Raw genomic sequence first — 17,001 nt, forward strand, 5'->3', positions numbered from 1 at the left:
TTTTCGTTCCGGACTGCATCAGGAGAGCCAGATTACAATGATTCATCGCAAGCCTTCTCATCCGAAGCGGTGTTCTGTGGCGGGCGTGGCTGCCTGTGCAGCGGCAATTTGGCAAACATGGCATTCGGCTTGTGTCTCTGACGCCTCTGTATGCCTATAGCAAATGTGATTATGCACCGTGTAGCGGGACGCCTGTCGATGGCGGCCTGCCTGCTTGTGCTTGCTCTGACGCTGGCGACCCCCGCCAGTGCACGCGAGAGCGGTTCGAGCAGCAAGCCGCAGACAAAAAAGAAGACATCGTCCGGCAAAAAGGGAAAGACCGCAACCATTCGGGTTGCGCCCGGCGCGACGTTTGAGTTCAACCGGCCGGACGCCCTTGACGTTAAAATCGTGCCGCCGGCAAAAAAAAGCGGCCTGGGGGTAAAGAAAGGGGCAACCGGCCTGGCTGCGGCAGCCGCGGCCCAAAGCGAGGCTGATGCCGGCGATCTGTTGAATGTCTATGGTTTTCCGATAGCGTCGATCAAATCAGCCGATCATTTGCCCGACACCATACGAGCGCGCTGGGACAAAACCGGCGTACCGCTGTCTTCGCTGTCGCTGTTGATCAAGGAGGCGGGCGGTCCGGTTATTCTGGCGATTAATCCGAGCACGCCGCGTAACCCGGCTTCGGTCATGAAAATGCTTACCACCTGGGCTGCGCTGAATCGACTAGGAAGTCAGTACACCTGGAAGACCCGTGTCTATATTGATCGCAAGGCGCGTTTTGACGTCTCGCAGGCCATGCGCACGCCGCTATATATCAAGGGCGGTGGTGATCCGGCGCTCAATTATCACGATCTGCGGCAGATGATTCGCAGCGTTCAGGCCAAAGGCTTGCGTCATCTGTCGGATGTGATTGTGGACCGCTCTTTGTTTGCACCAATTTTTACCGACCCCGGAGATTTTGACGGCTCGCCCGAGCGCCCCTATAACGCTAATCCGGACGCCATGATGGTCAATCTTGGCGCGATCATGCTCAATTTGAAGCCGGATCGGCAGTCAGGCAACTGGGATATATCGTTTGAGCCGGATATACAGAATCCGCCCGTTGCGGGCCATCTGGGCCTGACCACGGGCGCCTGCGTCAAGTCGCGCACCGGCTCGGAGCTGACTGGCATGGTGCAGACCGACAGTGTCCCGCCTTGCAGCTCAAGGGCAAACTGTCTGCGGCCTGTGGCGAATTTTCCATTTACCGGCTTGTCGGATCACAAGCCTATACGTTTTCCAGCATTTTTGAGCGCTTATGGACGGCAGAGGGCGGGACTATTTCAGGTGTGATACGCGACGGCCTGGTGCCGGAGCGTGCGGTACTGCTGGAGACCCGCACATCGCCTTCGCTGGGGCAGGTAATACAAACGATCAACAAATACAGTAATAATGTAATGGCCAAAACCCTGCTGCTGACTTTGGGGCAGGAGCTGTACGGTGCACCGGCAACTTTCGAAAAGGGTAGCCAGGCGGTCCTGGATACGCTGCGCAAGCAAGGTGTTAATATTGGCGCGTATACCGTTGTCAATGGCTCCGGCCTGTCCCGCACAGGACGCATCACTGCCGGCGGGCAGGCTCAGATGCTCGATACCATCTGGGCTTCGAAGTTGCGGGACACATTCATCGATTCGTTGTCAGTCTCGGGCGTGGATGGTACTATGCGTCGCCGCCTGACTGATCAGGCGGCAAGGGGCCGGGGACACTTCAAAACCGGGACACTGGGCAATGCCAGTGCGCTATCAGGTTATGTCACTGCCGCTAGCGGTAAAACCTATATTCTGGTCAGCCTGGTCAATGACGTTGCTGCCCTTAAAACCAAATCCTTTGTCGACGGCCTTGTAGAGTGGCTTATTGCACAATAATTTTTCGGAGAAAAAAACATGTCCGTTCATGAAATCAGCCATCCCCTGATCCAGCACAAGCTGGGCATCATGCGACGAGCCGATCTGAGTACCAAGAGTTTTCGGGAACTGGCCCAGGAAATCGGGGCGTTGCTGACCTACGAGGCTTCCAAGGATTTTCCTCTGGAGGACGCGGTCATTGAAGGCTGGTGCGGCAACGTCACGGTCAAAAAAATTGCCGGAAAAAAAGTAACGGTCGTGCCCATTCTGCGCGCCGGCATTGGCATGCTCGATGGCGTCTTGTCCCTGATTCCCGGCGCCAAGGTCAGTGCCGTAGGCATTGCCCGTAACGAGGAAACGCTGGAAGCGGGCACCTACTTGCAAAAACTGGTTGGCGACCTGGACCAGCGTTTGGCGCTGATCATCGATCCTATGCTGGCTACCGGTGGCTCCATGGAAGCGACCATCACCATGCTCAAGCAGGCAGGTTGCCGGGAAATCAAGGCGCTGGTACTGGTCGCCGCGCCCGAAGGTATTGAGCGGGTCCTGAACGCGCATCCCGACGTCAAGATTTATACGGCCTCTATTGATGAGCGACTGAATCAGGACGGCTATATCATCCCGGGACTGGGCGACGCCGGAGATCGCATCTTCGGAACCAGACAGAAAGAATAGGCTACCAATTTTTTCAGAGTGTTGCTCCTTATTGACCGTGCCGAATACGGCAAGTGATTGTATTTAAATATAAAAATATAAATTCCATGCTTTTTTCGTCGTTCGCAGCGGATGTCAGGACCTGTGCAATTGAAAACAATCTTAAAGTCTGGTCGATAAATGCCTTGAATGCGCTATGATGAACTTGAAATTCTCAACAATGGCGTAATATAAAAAGCAGGACCCGGTCAAAGCGGGTGTTCCGCAAGCCGGCTATTTCAGATAATCATTGCAGGAGAGTCACATGGCTAGTAAATCAAGTCTCGAACAATCTCAGGAACAGCTGTTGAACAATCTGCGCGCCAGTATTGCTGAAGCGGAAGGCATGCTCAAGGAAGCGTCCGAAGTCGGCGGCGACAAAGCCAGCGAATTGCGTGATCGCGCTGTGAGTGCCCTGCACAAAGCAACCGGCTCATTCAAGGATGTGCAGGAACGCGCGGTAGAACAAAGCAAGCAGGCAGTCAAAGTGACAGACGACTATGTGCATGATAATCCATGGCGTACGGTCGGCTTTGCTGCGCTTGCAGGCGTCCTGCTGGGTGTCATCATCGGCCGCAAGTAACGCGGAGCCGCGATGTCAGTCAAACAGAATCTGCGTGCAGTCAGTGGCGGTTTTACCGCGCTGGTAAAAACACGCCTGGAACTGCTGTCTCTGGAACTGACGGAAGAAAAGGACCGGCTTTTGTCGGTTCTTTTGTTCGGTGCTATTGGCTTGCTGTTTCTGCATCTGGCGCTCACTGTCGTGGCGGTGCTGGTCGGGCTGTTTTTCTGGGGTACCGAATATCGTTACATCGCCCTGGCCGTCCTGGTGCTGGTTTATGCCTTGGTTGGTCTTGGCTGTCTGCTTTTGATGAAAAAGCATCTGGGGCTGGCGACAACGCCTTTTGCTGCAACCATTGATGCCCTGCGGGACGATGCGCAGGCCCTGCGTGGGCGTCATGTGCCGGCCGCTACGGGCGCTAATAAAGGAGCCGGCGATGAATGAGCCAGTACTGAAAAAACCGTTACGCAAGGCTTTGCTCACCGCCCGGGTATTGGCCGAGCGCGAACAATTACGACAGGATATGAACGCGCTTGGTCATTCGCTTTCGCCTGACGCTATCAAAACGGCACTGCTGGATGCGGGCGGCGAAACGCTGATGAGTTTTACGCGCAGGCGTAGCGGCCTTTTCTCATTGATCGAAAAAATCCGCTGGTCAGCCTGACCATTGCGCGCTTTTTGCTGCGTGCCGCCAAGTCCCGTTCCGCGCTGATCAAGCCGATCGCCCTGGCCGCGACGTCGTGGTTTGTCTATAACAAATTCCGCTCGAAGCAGGAATCACGGCGCCGGGCGCCGCCGCACAGTTATGCTGAACAGGATCTCCCGGTAGATCATGGCACCTTTACGTATCAAGACCAAGATCCTGCCACAGAGCGTCGATCCTGAGCCTGACGTCCTGATCCATGGCAATGGGCGTTCCCCATTCGCGATGCGTTTCCCCCGGCCATTTGTTGGTGGCATCCATGCCCATCTTTCCGCCCAGTCCGGACTCGGGTGAAGCAAAGTCCAGATAATCGATTGGCGTGTTTTCCACCAGTACCGTATCGCGCACCGGATCCATACGCGTGGTCATGGCCCAGATCACTTCCTTCCAGTCGCGCGCGTCGATATCATCATCGACAACAACAATGAATTTGGTATACATGAACTGGCGCAGGATACTCCATACGCCGAACATGACACGCTTGGCGTGGCCCGCGTATTGCTTGCGGATGGAGACGACTGCCAGGCGATAGCTGCAGCCTTCGGGCGGCAGATAGAAGTCAACAATCTCGGGGAGCTGTTTTTGCAGCAGTGGTACAAATACTTCATTGAGCGCCACGCCCAGGACGGCAGGCTCGTCTGGCGGTTTGCCGGTATAGGTGCTGTGATAAATCGGCTTATTGCGCATGGTGATGCGGTCAATGGTGAATACCGGAAACCAGTCCTGTTCGTTGTAATAACCTGTATGGTCGCCATAAGGGCCTTCGAGCGCCATTTCGAATCCGTTGCCGCGCGGGACTGTCGTGCCTGCCACGGGGTCTGGTGTGATGGCGTCGGGGTGGTTCGCCGGCAGAATATGCCCCTCAAGTACGATCTCTGCAGAAGCAGGCACCGAAAGCGTATTGCCTATTGACTTGACCAGTTCGGTGCGCGAGCCGCGCAGCAGTCCCGCGAACTGGTATTCGGACAGGCTGTCGGGCACCGGTGTGACCGCCCCCAGAATGGTGGCCGGATCGGCGCCCAGCGCCACGGAAATGGGGAAGGGCTGGTCCGGATGGGCAAGGGCGTGATCGCGAAAGTCCAGTGCGCCGCCACGATGGGATAACCAGCGCATGATAACTTTGTTTCTGCCAATGACTTGCTGTCGGTAAATCCCCAGATTCTGGCGTTTGGCATTGGGCCCGCGGGTGATCACCAGACCCCAGGTGATCAGCGGGGCGATATCGCCAGGCCAGCACAGCTGGATTGGCAGGCGTGATAAGTCGACCTCGTCTTTTTCCCAGATAATTTCCTGGCACGCTGCATGGCGTTGCATTTTCGGCGCCATGTCCCAGAGTGCAGACTTGAGCATGGATACGGTACCGATAGCTTCGCGAATGCCTTTGGGCGCTTCGGGCTCGCGCAGGCTGGCCAGCAGTGTGCCCGTATCGCGCAGGGCACTGACTGATTCGGCGCCCATGCCCCAGGCCACGCGTTCCGGGGTGCCAAACAAATTAGTCAGTACCGGCATGTCCGATGTGCGCCCCAGGTGCAGGGGCTGTTCGAAACGCAACGCCGGGCCACCGGCACGCAGCACCCGGTCACTGATTTCGGTCATTTCCAACCGGGTTTGTACCGGCACTTGAATGGATTTGAGATTATTCCGCTTTTCCAGTTGCTTCAGAAAATCCCGCAGATCCGCATATTTCACGATAGACAGCCTATTGATGACTCAGATAGTGCATTATAGGAGAAAGGCAGGCAAGGGTGCGGGCCAGCCAAAACTGGGGTATAGTAAATTTCCTCAAATCTCTCCGGACCTTGCTTGGGGCGATCCGGTCCTTGTCATACATGAATTCTGCGACAACCCGTCCTGTTGCTTCCCGTTATTTCGGCTCCGTCTATCGGACTGTGCTCGATATTATCCATCTGATGGTCTCCTATCTGGGGATCGCCGTGCTTGTTGCCGTGCTGGCGGCAGCGCTTTTGCCAGCCATCCGCGACCAGATCAGAGTCATTCACCAGGCATCGTTGAATGCGCTGATGCCCGACAGCACGGTCATGTCCGATAAGGACCTGCTGACCATCTTCAATTCGCCCCATGTGCGCACCGGCGACTTGGTGCCGCCGCCGGCGGCATCACCGGAGCAGCAGCATAACGCGGCGCTGACCAGAGAGCTCGATTACACGGACGAGGGCTTTTTTGCCAATCTTGGGATTTCAGACAGCCAGTTCACCGTTCCAGGCCTGAGCAACAGTCAGGCGCTGGCGTTGCGCGAGTATGTTGCGCGCAAGTTCAGAATCGCCCGCAACGTGACCGGCGCGCTGATCCGTGTGGTCTATTCGGTCGCCGAAAAGCAGCAGCTGGATCCGATCCTAATGCTGGGCGTCATCGCAATCGAGTCACGCTACAATCCATTCGCCGAAAGCCATGTGGGTGCGCAGGGATTGATGCAGGTGATGCCCAAGGTGCATGCCGAGAAATTCGATGTGTTTCATGGCGGCGTATTGTCCGCGCTCAATCCCGTAGCCAACATTCAGGTGGGCGCAAAAATTCTTCACGATTGCATCGCGCGACGCGGTTCCGTGGATCGGGGGCTGGGCTGCTACGTGGGTGCCATTGGCCCCAATGATGGCGGCTATGCCGAAAAGGTGCAGGCAGAGCGGCGTCGCATCGCGCTGGAATCGGGCATTGCGCTCAAGCGTAACCTGGGCAAATATCAATAGACAGGGGCCGGGACACGCGGCCGCCGGCAACCGGCCGGCGTAGCTTCCTGCAGGGCGCTACAGAATCTTTTGCAGCCGGTCAATGGTTTCGCGCAGCCTGTCCAGCGCAGTCGCGTATGAGACGCGGATCATTTTTTGCGCATAGGCAGGGCCGAAATCGAGCCCGGGAACAACCGCAACACCGGCTTCGTGCAACAGTTTGTGGGCGAACTGATCGCTGGTCATGCCGTGCTGGCTGATATCGGCATAAATATAAAATGCGCCGTCGGGCTTGACCGGCACATGGATACCGAGTTTCTCGAATGCCGGCAACAGAAAGTCGCGCCGCTCCATGAAAGCCAGACGGCGGTGCTCGTAAATGGCCAGCGCCTCTTCGGTAAAACATGAAATGGCCGCGTGCTGGGCGAGGGTGGGCGGGCAAATGTTCAGGCTGGCGGCGAGTTTTTCGACCGGCCCGACCATGGCTTCGGGCACAACCATCCAGCCCAGTCGCCAGCCGGTCATATTAAAGTACTTGGAAAAACTGTTGATGACGACAATCTGTGGATCCAGGGTCAGCGCAGATCGCGGTACCCGGTCATAGCACAGGCCAAGATAGATTTCGTCCATGATGACCACGCCGCCGCGTTCCCTGACGGTCTGGATGATCCGGACCAGTTCCTCGCGTTCGATGGAGGTGCCGGTCGGATTGCTGGGCGAGGCAATGAGCACGCCTCGGGTTTTATCAGTCCAATGGTCGGCGATCTTGTCTGCCGACAGCTGAAAGCGTTCTTGCGCCGTGCAGGGCACCAGCCGCGGCGTGGCTCCCGAGCACAGGATGAAATTCGAATTGGCCGGATAGGCCGGATCCGGCATCAGTATTTCGTCACCGGGATTGAGTAGCGTCATGCAGGCCAGCGATAGCGCGCCGGAAGCACCTGCGGTAATGATGATCCGCTCCGGGTCCACTTCCGCGCCCCAATGACTTTTGTAATAATCGGCAATGGCAGAGCGCAGTGGCATGATGCCCAGGGCCGGACTGTAGCCGCTCAAGCCCGCTTGCGCCGCTCTGGCCAGCGTATCGACCACGATGGGAGGTGCCGTAAAATCGGGTTCCCCGATACCAAGGCTGATAATATCCCGGCCTTGTTCACGCAGTTGCTGGGCGGCCTTGGTGACCTCGATTGCGTGAAAAGTAAGAGCCTGGTCAATTCGGTGGGCAAAACGGGTCATGGTGAAACTGCGCAAGGTAAAATAGATCAGAATGAATACGTGTGGTGAGCGCCTATTGTAACGGGAAACGCCTGCCTGCACGTTATCCGTCCCCTTGCCGGACTGTTTTGCCGCTGTTGCCTCAAAGGCTTTTGCAATTGATCATGCATGTGAATCGTCGTCGCTTCCTTACTCTCAGTAAACGCCCTCAGGAAGGGCCGTGGCCGGCCTTCTGCCGCCGGGTACAGCGGGCGCTGGAAGCGCCCTGATGGAAGAACAGGAAACGGACGGCTATCATTGCGCGCGCATTGTGTTGCAGAACCTGGACGATCTGCCTGCGCTCAGGCAACTTTGCCAGGAATACGATGTGGCAATGGTGCTGGAAGGCACGGCGACTGCCGCCACTATCATTGGCCGTTCCTGCCTGATCGTTAGTGCCGGTTCGCGATTGAGTGGTACCGAGGCGCTGGGCGAACACGCCTGCCTGGCATTGCCGGGCACAACGGTCGCGCATATGCAGACGCTGGGTTACGAACAGTTCTCGCATGTGTCGCCTGAGCTCACGTTGGCGCAATGGCTGGCTATGCCGCAGTGGCACGACTGCAGGCCCGGTTGCACTGCCAATTCCGGGTTGGAGCGGGTGCATGCCCTGTTTGCCGATGGCCAGACCGCCGTGCTGGGCGGCTTTGGCGTGAATGACGAGTCGCCACTGCGCCTGCCGGCGCTGCAGCGGCTGATTCCATCTCTGTTCGAACAGCTATCCGATCCCGATATTGCCCGTTGTGCGGATATGCCCCGCTGGCCGCTGGCCTACAGGCTGGACGCGCTCAAGCCGCGGCTGGGTGATATCAATCTGGCCCAGCTGTTCCTGGGGCATGGCGGAACACTGATCTGGTGCCAGGAGCTGGTGATCCGCCGCATGCGGCACAACGCCATTGTGACTGATGCGGTCCTGAGCGATGCCGATCGCGATTTTGCTGCCGGGGTGCATCATCACATAGAAGGCAATATCAAAGCCCTGTTCGATCCGGGCGGGCTGTTTGTCTATCCGGATGAATTGCTGTCGGGTGAAGCCGGGTGGTGATCGCCACCAGGCGCAGCCAGGGTGAAGCGAAGCGGACTGGCGGTGGCAATAGGGGATAAGCCTGTGTCGGAATTACCGGATGCAATCCCGGGTGATTTTTCGTATGATAGCTGTCAGATCGCTCCGAACTGATCGTCCGGGTGAGCGCCACGCGTCATACTTGCCATGAAAACTTCTCATGAAACGCCCTATTTCTCAGGAATAAGAATGGATCATCATTTCCGTGCCCAAGCTCTTGAGTCCCATGAGCCTGGCGGTTGCAACAAGGGTAGCCGCCAATGAACGATCCGTCCCTGTCTGGCATCATTGACGCCGCTTCCAGTCCCCAGACGGCCCTGGTCCTGACCGGGGGCGGAGCGCGGGCAGCCTACCAGGTGGGGGCACTGCAGGCTGTCCTGGCGATTCTCGATCCCAACAAGTCTGCACGCTTCAGAAATCCGTTTCCCATTGTTTGCGGCTCGTCAGCCGGCGCAATCAATGCGACCGCCTATGCCTGTCGTGCCGCACATCCGCACGCGGCGCTCAAGCGGCTTGAAAAAATCTGGCGCAGCCTGCATACAGGCAATGTTTATCGTTCCGACCCGGTGGGCGTGTTTGGTAACGGCATGCGCTGGCTGGGCATGCTGATGTTCGGCTGGGCGCTGCAGGGGCTGCGCGATAATGCGCCCAAGTCGCTGCTGGATAATCGTCCGCTGGCCAAACTGCTATGCAGAAGCATTGACTTTCCCAATTTGCAGCGCAATTTACAAAACGGTCATTTGCATGGGTTGGCCATTACGGCGTCCAGCTATACCAGTGGCAATCATCTGACGTTCTACCAGTCCAGCGGTCCGCTCGATGCCTGGAAGGGACGCCGTCGCTATGCCATTGCCGAACCCATCGCGCTGGACCATCTGATGGCGTCCAGTGCGATACCGTTCGTGTTCCCGGCGGCTCGCCTGGCGCTGGGAGAAAAGCAAGAGTGGTGTGGCGATGGTTCCATGCGCCAGCTGGCGCCCATCAGCCCGGCTATTCATTTAGGGGCCGACAGGGTACTGGTCATTAGTACCAGTGCCCATGGCGATGCGCCGGTAGAAGAGGATCCGGTGCATCAAAGCGATCAATATCCGACGCTGGCGCAAATTGGCGGTCATGCCTTGTCAGACATCTTCATCGATGGCTTGTCCATCGATCTGGAGCGCATCAGTCGTATCAATACGCTACTCGAATCTGTACCACCTGGTGTACAGTTAAACACAGGTGTAAAAAAAATTGATGTTTTAACGATAAGTCCGAGTAAATCTATTGACGAAATTGCCCTGAAGCATTTAAATTTCATGCCTAAGTCGGTTCGGGCCTTTTTACGGGTATTGGGCGTTTCCGGACGACCCGAAAAAGAGTCAGGCGGATTGCTTGCCTCATTCCTGCTCTTTGAATCAGCCTTCACGGGTGAGCTGATTGAACTGGCCTTTAATGACGTGATGGCACGTCAGGAAGAAATCAAAGCGTTTTTTTTATGGAGAGGTCAATGAATAAAAAAACAGTTACCCCACTGAAAGCTGTCCTGGAAACGGGTGGCGCCATAAAAGAAAAAAGCATTGGTCTTGATGAACTCAAAGCGCATGCTGAAAAAGCAGGCCTGGCCTATTTCGAGGCCGATTGCGACAAGGCACGCAGTTGCTCGGCCGTGCTACGTGCTATTGCCAAGGCAGTAGACTATCCGGTGTTTTTTGGCAGCAATATGGATGCCTTGCTCGACTGCCTGGGCGAGACACTGCTTGAGCAGAAAGGCGGAATGGTGCTCGCATTGCGCCGTCTGCATTCAGAAGACGATTCACTCCTTGAGCATATCGATGCGCTCAAAGGTGTACTTAACGATACCGTGGAATATGGCGACGATAATGGTCGCGTCTTTTCCTACTTGGTAGAGCACGCAGGCAAGCATGAAGCGCCCGAGCCAGGGCGTGCTCCCAGGCCTTACGCGCAAAGCGATTAATGTGTGCCGGTTATAGAGTCGCGGGCATGCTTGTCCAGTGAGCACGGGCCCAACGAACAAAGTAACGAATACAGAGGAACTTAAAGAGGGTAGCGCTAAATAGAGCAGCCTGGATAGAGCAGCAAATTGCCGCGACCGACTACCGTAACTGTTTAATGCAAGGGCTTGGGCGATCATATTACAGCAGGCAGATAGCGCCGCTAAAAGGTGCCGCGCAAGATGCGCCGTCTTGGGCATGTCTCTCCAGTGTTGTGATGCCGGGTTGGGTGATATCAACCACTTAATGCCATGCCCGCCAGTTTCTGATCATATAAACGGGAGGATCCCCTATGCTATCTGATTATTTATGGAACCTGCGGGCAAAAATCGGCAATGAACTTATCCAGATGCCTTATGTGGCTGCCGTTATTCTGAATGCGGATGACCAGATCCTGTTGCAGGAAAAAGAGGGGTCTCAAGGGTGGAGCCTGCCGGCAGGTGTTATCGAGCTGGCAGAGTCGCCGCAGGAAGCGCTGGCCAGACAAGTCAGGCAGGAGACAGGGCTTGAGCTGCTTTCGGCGCAGCTGCTGGACGTGTTCGGCGGCAAGGCGTTTCGTTATATATACCCCAATGGCGATGAGGTGGAATACACCGTCATTGTGTTTTATTGTGTGACAGAGGGCCAGCCAGGACCGCAGGATGGGCAGAAGGGCACATTGCGCTATTTTTCGAGATCGCAAATGCCCACACTCGCTTTGCCATATCCTAAAGAAGTGCTGTTTCGCCATAGTGCTGCGGCACACCCGTCAGCCTGAATCGCTGACCAGGCTTTCCTTATCCGGCAGGTGGTTGCCTACAACCAGCCAAGCGTGGCGATGGCTGCTGCGGTCATGGCAAGGCCGGCGGTTTCCGTTCTTAAAATGCGCGGGCCAAATGTGACGGCCTCGATGCCGGTCGCTTGCACGGTGTGAAGTTCCTGTGGCGACCACCCGCCTTCCGGCCCGATCAGTAGACGAAATGCGAGCGGGTCTGGCGGTGTGGTACCCGAATTCAAGCTTGATTCCGGCGTATTGGACGCTGCCGTTGAAGAGGCCTGTGACAGCGTGGCCAGTGCCTGTAAAAGCGAACGCTCGCCCTGGGGGTGGCATAAATAGGCAAGCGTCCCGTTGGCCTGTTGCAAATATGCGCTTAACGTCTGCAGCGGATGCACCTGCACAATACAGTTGCGACCCGATTGCTCGCTGGCTGATTCCGCAATGCGTTGCCAGTGCAGCTGGCGTTTTTCCAGCCGGTTGCCCGACAGTTGCACAATACTGCGCTGCGCGCTGATTGGAAACACATCAGATATCCCCAGTTCCGCTGCTTTCTCTATAATCCAGTCCATTTTGTCGCCCGACGGCAGGCCTTGCACCAGGCCGATTCTGCCTGGCAGCTCGGTGCCGGTATGCTGTTGCGGGCCCAGATCGGCCATGGCGCGTCCCTGTTCAAAGCGCAGTTGTGCCGGAAATTGGGTGCCATCGCCATTGAAGAGTACGATCGCATCGCCTTCGCGCAGTCGCAGGGCACGGGAAGCGTGATGTGCAGCGGCATCGGGCAGGGTAACACGGGTGTGCGCCAGCAGCGGTATCGGACAATAGAAGCGGGGTAGGGTATGCATGGCTAAATTTTACTTTATTTAGCGAGAGCGTCACGGACAAAACATGGAGTGTTAAAATCGCTGGTTAATCGTAACTAAACCGTGATTTCTACAGGATCCGCATGACCACCACGGCCGCCACATCGAATTCCCATCTTTCCAATGCAATCCGCGCGCTGGCCATGGACGCCGTGCAACAGGCCAATTCCGGCCACCCCGGCGCCCCCATGGGCATGGCCGAGATCGCCGAAGCGCTGTGGACGCGCCACTTGCGCCACAACCCTGCAGATCCTGCCTGGGCTGACCGGGACCGTTTTGTGCTGTCCAATGGCCACGGCTCCATGCTGCTGTACGCGCTGCTGCACTTAACCGGCTATGATTTGCCTATTGACGAGCTGCGCCAGTTCCGCCAATTGCATTCCAAAACACCGGGACACCCCGAAGTGGGCATCACCCCCGGCGTGGAAACGACGACCGGCCCGCTGGGCCAGGGTTTGTCCAATGCGGTAGGCTTTGCGCTGGCCGAGCAATTGCTGGCAGCGGAGTTTAACAAACCCGAACACAAAATCGTTGACCACTACACCTATGCCTTCGTTGGCGATGGGTGCCTGATGGAGGGTATTTCCCACGAAGTGTGTTCGCTGGCCGGGACCCTGAAACTGTCCAAGCTTATTGTGCTGTATGACGATAATGGTATTTCCATCGACGGCAAGGTTGAACCCTGGTTTGCCGATGATACCGGCAAGCGTTTTGAAGGTTACGGCTGGAATGTGATTCGTGGCGTCGATGGTCACGATGTGTTTGCCGTTGACCACGCCATCGCCAAAGCCAAGCAGCAGGCGCAACGTGGTTCTTCCGGTCCGACAATCATTATCTGCAAGACAACAATCGGCAAGGCGCCCCTAATTTACAGGGTAGCGACAAGGTTCATGGCGCACCGCTGGGCGCGGCGGAAATTGCCGCCACGCGCGAAGCCATTGGCTGGACGCTACCGCCTTTTGAAATTTCCGAAGATGTCTATGCCGGCTGGAACCAGCGCGAACGCGGTGATCAGATTCAGCGCGACTGGAAAAAACAGTTTGCGCTCTATAGCATAGACTACCCACAGGAAGCCCAGGAATTTACCCGCCGCATGAACGGTCAGATGCCTGAAGGCTTCGCTGAAAAATTCACGGCATTCCTGCAGCAAACGGTCAGCAAGGCTGAAACCGTCGCATCGCGCAAGGCATCACAGTTTGCCATTACGGCGCTGGTCGACATGCTGCCTGAAATGCTGGGCGGCTCGGCAGACCTGACCGGGTCGGTCTTTACCGACTGGAAAGGTGCCGGCGCAGTGCGTTGCGGTACAGATGGCCATTTGCGTTTCGGCCGTCATATCAATTATGGCGTGCGCGAGTTTGGCATGGCAGCCATTATGAATGGTATTGCCCTGCACGGTGGATATCTGCCTTTTGGCGGCACGTTCCTCACTTTCTCAGATTATTCACGCAACGCCATCCGCATGGCCGCGCTGATGAAGCAGCGCGTTGTACATATTTTTACGCACGACTCCATCGGTCTGGGCGAAGATGGTCCCACGCACCAGTCGGTTGAGCATGCAGCCAGTCTGCGCCTGATTCCCAATCTTGATGTCTGGCGCCCCTGCGACACGACGGAAACGGCCATTGCCTGGAAGGCTGCCGTATCGCGTCCGGTCAGTGTGGGCATGCAGGTGCAGGAGGGCGGCCCCAGTGCCTTGCTTTTATCGCGCCAGAACCTGCCTTTTGTTGAACGCGACAACGCCACCGTCGAACAAATAGAAAAAGGTGGTTACGTCTTGCGTGACGCACAGGGGGCACAAGCCGTTATCATTGCTACCGGTTCCGAAGTCGGCCTGGCACTCGAAGCCCAGGCATTGCTTGCACAGGAAAATATTCCCGTCCGTGTCGTATCCATGCCCAGCACGTCCGTATTTGATCGCCAGAGCGTCGAGTGGCGCGACAGCGTGATCCCGCCGACCTTGCCTGCTGTCTCTGTCGAGGCGGGCGTCACCTCCGGCTGGTACAAATATATCGGTCGCAACGGCGCCGCCGTCGGCCTGGATACCTACGGTGAATCAGCGCCTGCCGGCGTACTGTTCAAGCATTTCGGGTTTACCGCGGAGAACGTGGCAAACCGGGTTAAACAGGTTTTATAAAACAGGAGAGAATGTAATGACCATTCGTGTTGCAATTAACGGCTACGGCCGCATCGGCCGTAATGTACTGCGTGCTCACTATGAAGGTGGCAAAAAGCATGATATTGAAATCGTCGCGATCAATGATCTGGGCGATCCCAAAACCAATGCCCACCTGACTCAGTATGACACTGCACATGGCCGCTTCCCTGGTACTGTCGCCGTCGATGGTGATTACATGGTAATCAATGGTGACAAGATCCGTGTCCTTGCTAACCGCAATCCGGCAGAACTGCCATGGGGCGAGCTGAACGTTGACGTCGTCATGGAATGTACAGGCTTTTTCACCTCCAAGGAAAAAGCCAGCGCCCACCTCAAAGGCGGCGCCAAGAAGGTCATTATTTCCGCTCCGGGCGGCAAAGACGTGGACGCCACCATTGTTTACGGTGTCAACCACCAAGTGCTCAAGGCAAGCGACACCGTCATTTCCAATGCCTCATGCACCACCAACTGCCTGGTTCCGCTGGTGCAGCCGCTGCATGAAGCGCTGGGTGTGGAAAATGGCCTGATGACAACCATTCATGCCTACACCAATGACCAGGTGCTGACTGACGTTTATCACGAAGACCTGCGTCGTGCCCGTTCCGCCACCATGAGCATGATCCCCACCAAAACCGGTGCGGCCGCTGCGGTAGGTCTGGTTCTGCCTGAACTGAACGGCAAGCTGGATGGCTATTCGGTCCGCGTTCCGACAATCAACGTATCTCTTGTCGATCTGTCTTTTGTTGCCAAACGCGATACGACAGTTGAAGAGGTCAATGCCATTCTGAAAAAAGCCTCGGAAGGTTCGCTCAAAGGCATCCTGGATTACAACGAAGCCCCGCTGGTCTCAGTAGACTTCAACCACAATCCGGCTTCAAGCACGTTTGATGCGACACAAACCAAAGTATCTGGAAAACTGGTCAAAGTGGCGTCCTGGTACGACAACGAGTGGGGTTTCTCCAATCGTATGCTCGATACCACGGTAGCTTTGATGTCTGCCAAGTAATCGGTTGGTGTCTGTCAAGGACATTGCAAACGGCATTGCGCGCTTCGGCGGGCAGTGCCGTTTTTCACAATAACTCCAAGGAGTGACAAAATGGCGAATGTACAAACGCTTTCCGCCCTGGCCAAGAACGGCCAGCTCAAAGACAAACGTGTTTTCATCCGTTCCGATTTGAACGTGCCGCTGGCCGACGACGGCAGCATCACCGAAGATACCCGTATCCGCGCCTCCGTGCCGGCCATTCAAATGGCGTTGGAAGCAGGTGCCGCCGTGATGGTGACATCCCACCTGGGCCGCCCGACAGAGGGCACATTGACCGCGCAGGACTCGCTGGCTCCGGTAGCAAAGCGCTTGAGCGAACTGCTGGGCAAGCCAGTGCAATTGGTCCAGGACTGGGTCGACGGCGTCAGCGTGGCGCCCGGCCAAGTCGTATTACTGGAAAACTGTCGCGTCAATAAAGGCGAGAAGAAAAACGATGAAGCGTTGGCCCGGAAACTGGCTGCGCTTTGCGATGTCTATGCTAATGACGCATTCGGCACGGCCCATCGCGCCGAAGCCACCACACATGGTATAGCCAAATTTGCGCCCATTGCCTGCGCCGGCCCCTTGCTGGAAGCCGAACTGGAGGCCCTGGGGAAAGCATTGCAGAATCCCAAGCGGCCACTGGTGGCGATTGTGGGCGGCTCCAAAGTCTCTACCAAACTGTCTATCCTGCAGTCGCTGGCCGATAAGGTAGACCAACTGGTTGTGGGCGGCGGTATCGCCAATACTTTCATGCTCGCCAGCGGCAAGAAAATCGGCAAATCACTGGCGGAACCTGACCAGATCGACCAGGCAAAAGTCGTGATTGACATGATGGCCAAACGTGGCGCCAGCGTGCCGATTCCGACCGATGTTGTCTGCGCCAAGGAATTTTCCGCCCAGGCCAAGGGTGAGGCCAAATCTGCTGATGCGGTTGCCGATGATGATATGATTTTCGACATTGGCGAAAACACCGCCAGCGAACTGACCGGTATTCTGAAAAATGCCGGTACGATCGTCTGGAATGGCCCGGTAGGCGTGTTTGAATTTGACGCCTTTGCCAACGGCACTCGCAAGGTGGCCCAAGCCATTGCCGCATCTGAGGGATTTTCCATTGCCGGCGGCGGCGATACACTGGCAGCCATTTCCAAATTCGGCATCACCGATCAGGTTGGCTATATCTCTACCGGTGGCGGCGCGTTCCTGGAATTTCTTGAAGGCAAAGTGTTGCCTGCAGTAGAGATTCTCGAGCAACGCAATAAGGCATAAACCGATAGAGGGTTCTGCATGATACTGATACGACAGGGTCGGATCAGTATCTGCATCCCCATCTCAAGACAATAGCAATAACTAATAGCCACAACACATCAAAGCCAGCGACCTT

General features: G+C 56.4%; 16 protein-coding genes and 1 pseudogene. 14 read left to right on the top strand and 3 right to left on the bottom strand.

All coding sequences use genetic code 11. From position 1 onward, the window contains the following. Nucleotides 1-171: 171 nt before the first annotated feature. The 6 genes from TKWG_RS25835 (at nt 172) to TKWG_RS05825 (ending at nt 3,787) form a co-directional block, all read left to right on the top strand. Nucleotides 172-1,317: a D-alanyl-D-alanine carboxypeptidase gene (locus tag TKWG_RS25835; protein ID WP_171815128.1), complete on the top strand. Its 1,146-nt coding sequence runs from the start codon at nt 172-174 to the stop codon at nt 1,315-1,317. Beyond that, a complete protein-coding gene (dacB, locus tag TKWG_RS25840) occupies nt 1,227-1,889 on the top strand; it encodes a D-alanyl-D-alanine carboxypeptidase/D-alanyl-D-alanine endopeptidase (RefSeq protein WP_264300297.1) in 663 nt (220 codons plus the stop codon). Before TKWG_RS25835 ends, dacB begins: the two co-directional genes overlap by 91 nt. Before the next feature lie 18 nt (nt 1,890-1,907). Continuing rightward, a complete protein-coding gene (gene upp, locus TKWG_RS05810; RefSeq protein WP_014749949.1) occupies nt 1,908-2,543 on the top strand; it encodes a uracil phosphoribosyltransferase in 636 nt (211 codons plus the stop codon). A gap of 283 nt (nt 2,544-2,826) precedes the next feature. After that, complete coding sequence (locus tag TKWG_RS05815; protein WP_014749950.1) at nt 2,827-3,144, top strand: DUF883 family protein; 318 nt, start codon at nt 2,827-2,829, stop codon at nt 3,142-3,144. 12 nt (nt 3,145-3,156) lie between these two features. Then, nucleotides 3,157-3,567 (top strand): phage holin family protein, encoded by a 411-nt coding sequence (locus TKWG_RS05820; protein WP_014749951.1) that lies wholly within the window; start codon nt 3,157-3,159, stop codon nt 3,565-3,567. Then, complete coding sequence (locus TKWG_RS05825) at nt 3,560-3,787, top strand: hypothetical protein (protein ID WP_014749952.1); 228 nt, start codon at nt 3,560-3,562, stop codon at nt 3,785-3,787. Before TKWG_RS05820 ends, TKWG_RS05825 begins: the two co-directional genes overlap by 8 nt. 177 nt (nt 3,788-3,964) lie before the next feature. Here TKWG_RS05825 and ubiD read toward each other — a convergent pair whose 3' ends face one another. Further along, nucleotides 3,965-5,515 carry a 4-hydroxy-3-polyprenylbenzoate decarboxylase gene (ubiD, locus tag TKWG_RS05830; protein WP_014749953.1) on the bottom strand — a complete coding sequence of 517 codons (1,551 nt, stop codon included), beginning with the start codon at nt 5,513-5,515 and terminating at the stop codon, nt 3,965-3,967. 140 nt (nt 5,516-5,655) lie between these two features. Between ubiD and TKWG_RS05835 the strand changes: the two genes are divergently transcribed. Next, a complete protein-coding gene (locus TKWG_RS05835; RefSeq protein ID WP_014749954.1) occupies nt 5,656-6,531 on the top strand; it encodes a lytic transglycosylase domain-containing protein in 876 nt (291 codons plus the stop codon). Between the two features lie 57 nt (nt 6,532-6,588). Here TKWG_RS05835 and TKWG_RS05840 read toward each other — a convergent pair whose 3' ends face one another. Then, the gene (locus TKWG_RS05840; protein WP_014749955.1) at nt 6,589-7,743 is read right to left on the bottom strand and encodes a pyridoxal phosphate-dependent aminotransferase; all 1,155 of its coding nucleotides are present in this window, start codon (nt 7,741-7,743) and stop codon (nt 6,589-6,591) included. Nucleotides 7,744-7,942: 199 nt separating this feature from the next. Between TKWG_RS05840 and TKWG_RS21195 the strand changes: the two genes are divergently transcribed. The 4 genes from TKWG_RS21195 (at nt 7,943) to TKWG_RS05860 (ending at nt 11,575) form a co-directional block, all read left to right on the top strand. Further along, nucleotides 7,943-8,806, top strand: coding sequence for a hypothetical protein (locus TKWG_RS21195; protein WP_014749956.1), 864 nt, complete (start codon nt 7,943-7,945; stop codon nt 8,804-8,806). 278 nt (nt 8,807-9,084) lie between these two features. After that, nucleotides 9,085-10,317: a patatin-like phospholipase family protein gene (locus TKWG_RS05850; RefSeq protein WP_014749957.1), complete on the top strand. Its 1,233-nt coding sequence runs from the start codon at nt 9,085-9,087 to the stop codon at nt 10,315-10,317. Further along, nucleotides 10,314-10,781 carry a barstar family protein gene (locus TKWG_RS05855; RefSeq protein WP_014749958.1) on the top strand — a complete coding sequence of 156 codons (468 nt, stop codon included), beginning with the start codon at nt 10,314-10,316 and terminating at the stop codon, nt 10,779-10,781. Before TKWG_RS05850 ends, TKWG_RS05855 begins: the two co-directional genes overlap by 4 nt. 329 nt (nt 10,782-11,110) lie before the next feature. Then, nucleotides 11,111-11,575: an NUDIX hydrolase gene (locus TKWG_RS05860; protein WP_014749959.1), complete on the top strand. Its 465-nt coding sequence runs from the start codon at nt 11,111-11,113 to the stop codon at nt 11,573-11,575. Nucleotides 11,576-11,613: 38 nt separating this feature from the next. Here the strand turns inward: TKWG_RS05860 and TKWG_RS05865 are convergent, their stop codons facing one another. Beyond that, nucleotides 11,614-12,417, bottom strand: coding sequence for a 16S rRNA (uracil(1498)-N(3))-methyltransferase (locus tag TKWG_RS05865; protein ID WP_014749960.1), 804 nt, complete (start codon nt 12,415-12,417; stop codon nt 11,614-11,616). 101 nt (nt 12,418-12,518) lie between these two features. Here TKWG_RS05865 and tkt point away from each other — a divergent pair. The 3 genes and pseudogenes from tkt (at nt 12,519) to TKWG_RS05880 (ending at nt 16,886) form a co-directional block, all read left to right on the top strand. Next, nucleotides 12,519-14,572, top strand: a pseudogene (gene tkt / locus TKWG_RS05870) (transketolase). Between the two features lie 16 nt (nt 14,573-14,588). Next, nucleotides 14,589-15,599 carry a type I glyceraldehyde-3-phosphate dehydrogenase gene (gene gap / locus TKWG_RS05875; RefSeq protein ID WP_014749963.1) on the top strand — a complete coding sequence of 337 codons (1,011 nt, stop codon included), beginning with the start codon at nt 14,589-14,591 and terminating at the stop codon, nt 15,597-15,599. Between the two features lie 90 nt (nt 15,600-15,689). Beyond that, the gene (locus TKWG_RS05880; RefSeq protein WP_014749964.1) at nt 15,690-16,886 is read left to right on the top strand and encodes a phosphoglycerate kinase; all 1,197 of its coding nucleotides are present in this window, start codon (nt 15,690-15,692) and stop codon (nt 16,884-16,886) included. The last annotated feature ends 115 nt before the right edge of the window (nt 16,887-17,001 follow it).

The sequence above is a fragment of the Advenella kashmirensis WT001 genome (assembly GCF_000219915.2).
GTDB lineage: Bacteria > Pseudomonadota > Gammaproteobacteria > Burkholderiales > Burkholderiaceae_B > Advenella > Advenella kashmirensis.

What these genes read in the sequence shown, in the direction of transcription:
- TKWG_RS25835 (WP_171815128.1), top strand. Translation starts at nt 172, where the DNA reads ATGCACCGTGTAGCGGGACGCCTGTCGATGGCGGCCTGCCTGCTTGTG.
- upp (WP_014749949.1), top strand. Translation starts at nt 1,908, where the DNA reads ATGTCCGTTCATGAAATCAGCCATCCCCTGATCCAGCACAAGCTGGGC.
- TKWG_RS05815 (WP_014749950.1), top strand. Translation starts at nt 2,827, where the DNA reads ATGGCTAGTAAATCAAGTCTCGAACAATCTCAGGAACAGCTGTTGAAC.
- TKWG_RS05820 (WP_014749951.1), top strand. Translation starts at nt 3,157, where the DNA reads ATGTCAGTCAAACAGAATCTGCGTGCAGTCAGTGGCGGTTTTACCGCG.
- TKWG_RS05825 (WP_014749952.1), top strand. Translation starts at nt 3,560, where the DNA reads ATGAATGAGCCAGTACTGAAAAAACCGTTACGCAAGGCTTTGCTCACC.
- TKWG_RS05835 (WP_014749954.1), top strand. Translation starts at nt 5,656, where the DNA reads ATGAATTCTGCGACAACCCGTCCTGTTGCTTCCCGTTATTTCGGCTCC.
- TKWG_RS05840 (WP_014749955.1), bottom strand. Translation starts at nt 7,743, where the DNA reads ATGACCCGTTTTGCCCACCGAATTGACCAGGCTCTTACTTTTCACGCA.
- TKWG_RS05850 (WP_014749957.1), top strand. Translation starts at nt 9,085, where the DNA reads ATGAACGATCCGTCCCTGTCTGGCATCATTGACGCCGCTTCCAGTCCC.
- TKWG_RS05855 (WP_014749958.1), top strand. Translation starts at nt 10,314, where the DNA reads ATGAATAAAAAAACAGTTACCCCACTGAAAGCTGTCCTGGAAACGGGT.
- TKWG_RS05860 (WP_014749959.1), top strand. Translation starts at nt 11,111, where the DNA reads ATGCTATCTGATTATTTATGGAACCTGCGGGCAAAAATCGGCAATGAA.
- TKWG_RS05865 (WP_014749960.1), bottom strand. Translation starts at nt 12,417, where the DNA reads ATGCATACCCTACCCCGCTTCTATTGTCCGATACCGCTGCTGGCGCAC.
- gap (WP_014749963.1), top strand. Translation starts at nt 14,589, where the DNA reads ATGACCATTCGTGTTGCAATTAACGGCTACGGCCGCATCGGCCGTAAT.
- TKWG_RS05880 (WP_014749964.1), top strand. Translation starts at nt 15,690, where the DNA reads ATGGCGAATGTACAAACGCTTTCCGCCCTGGCCAAGAACGGCCAGCTC.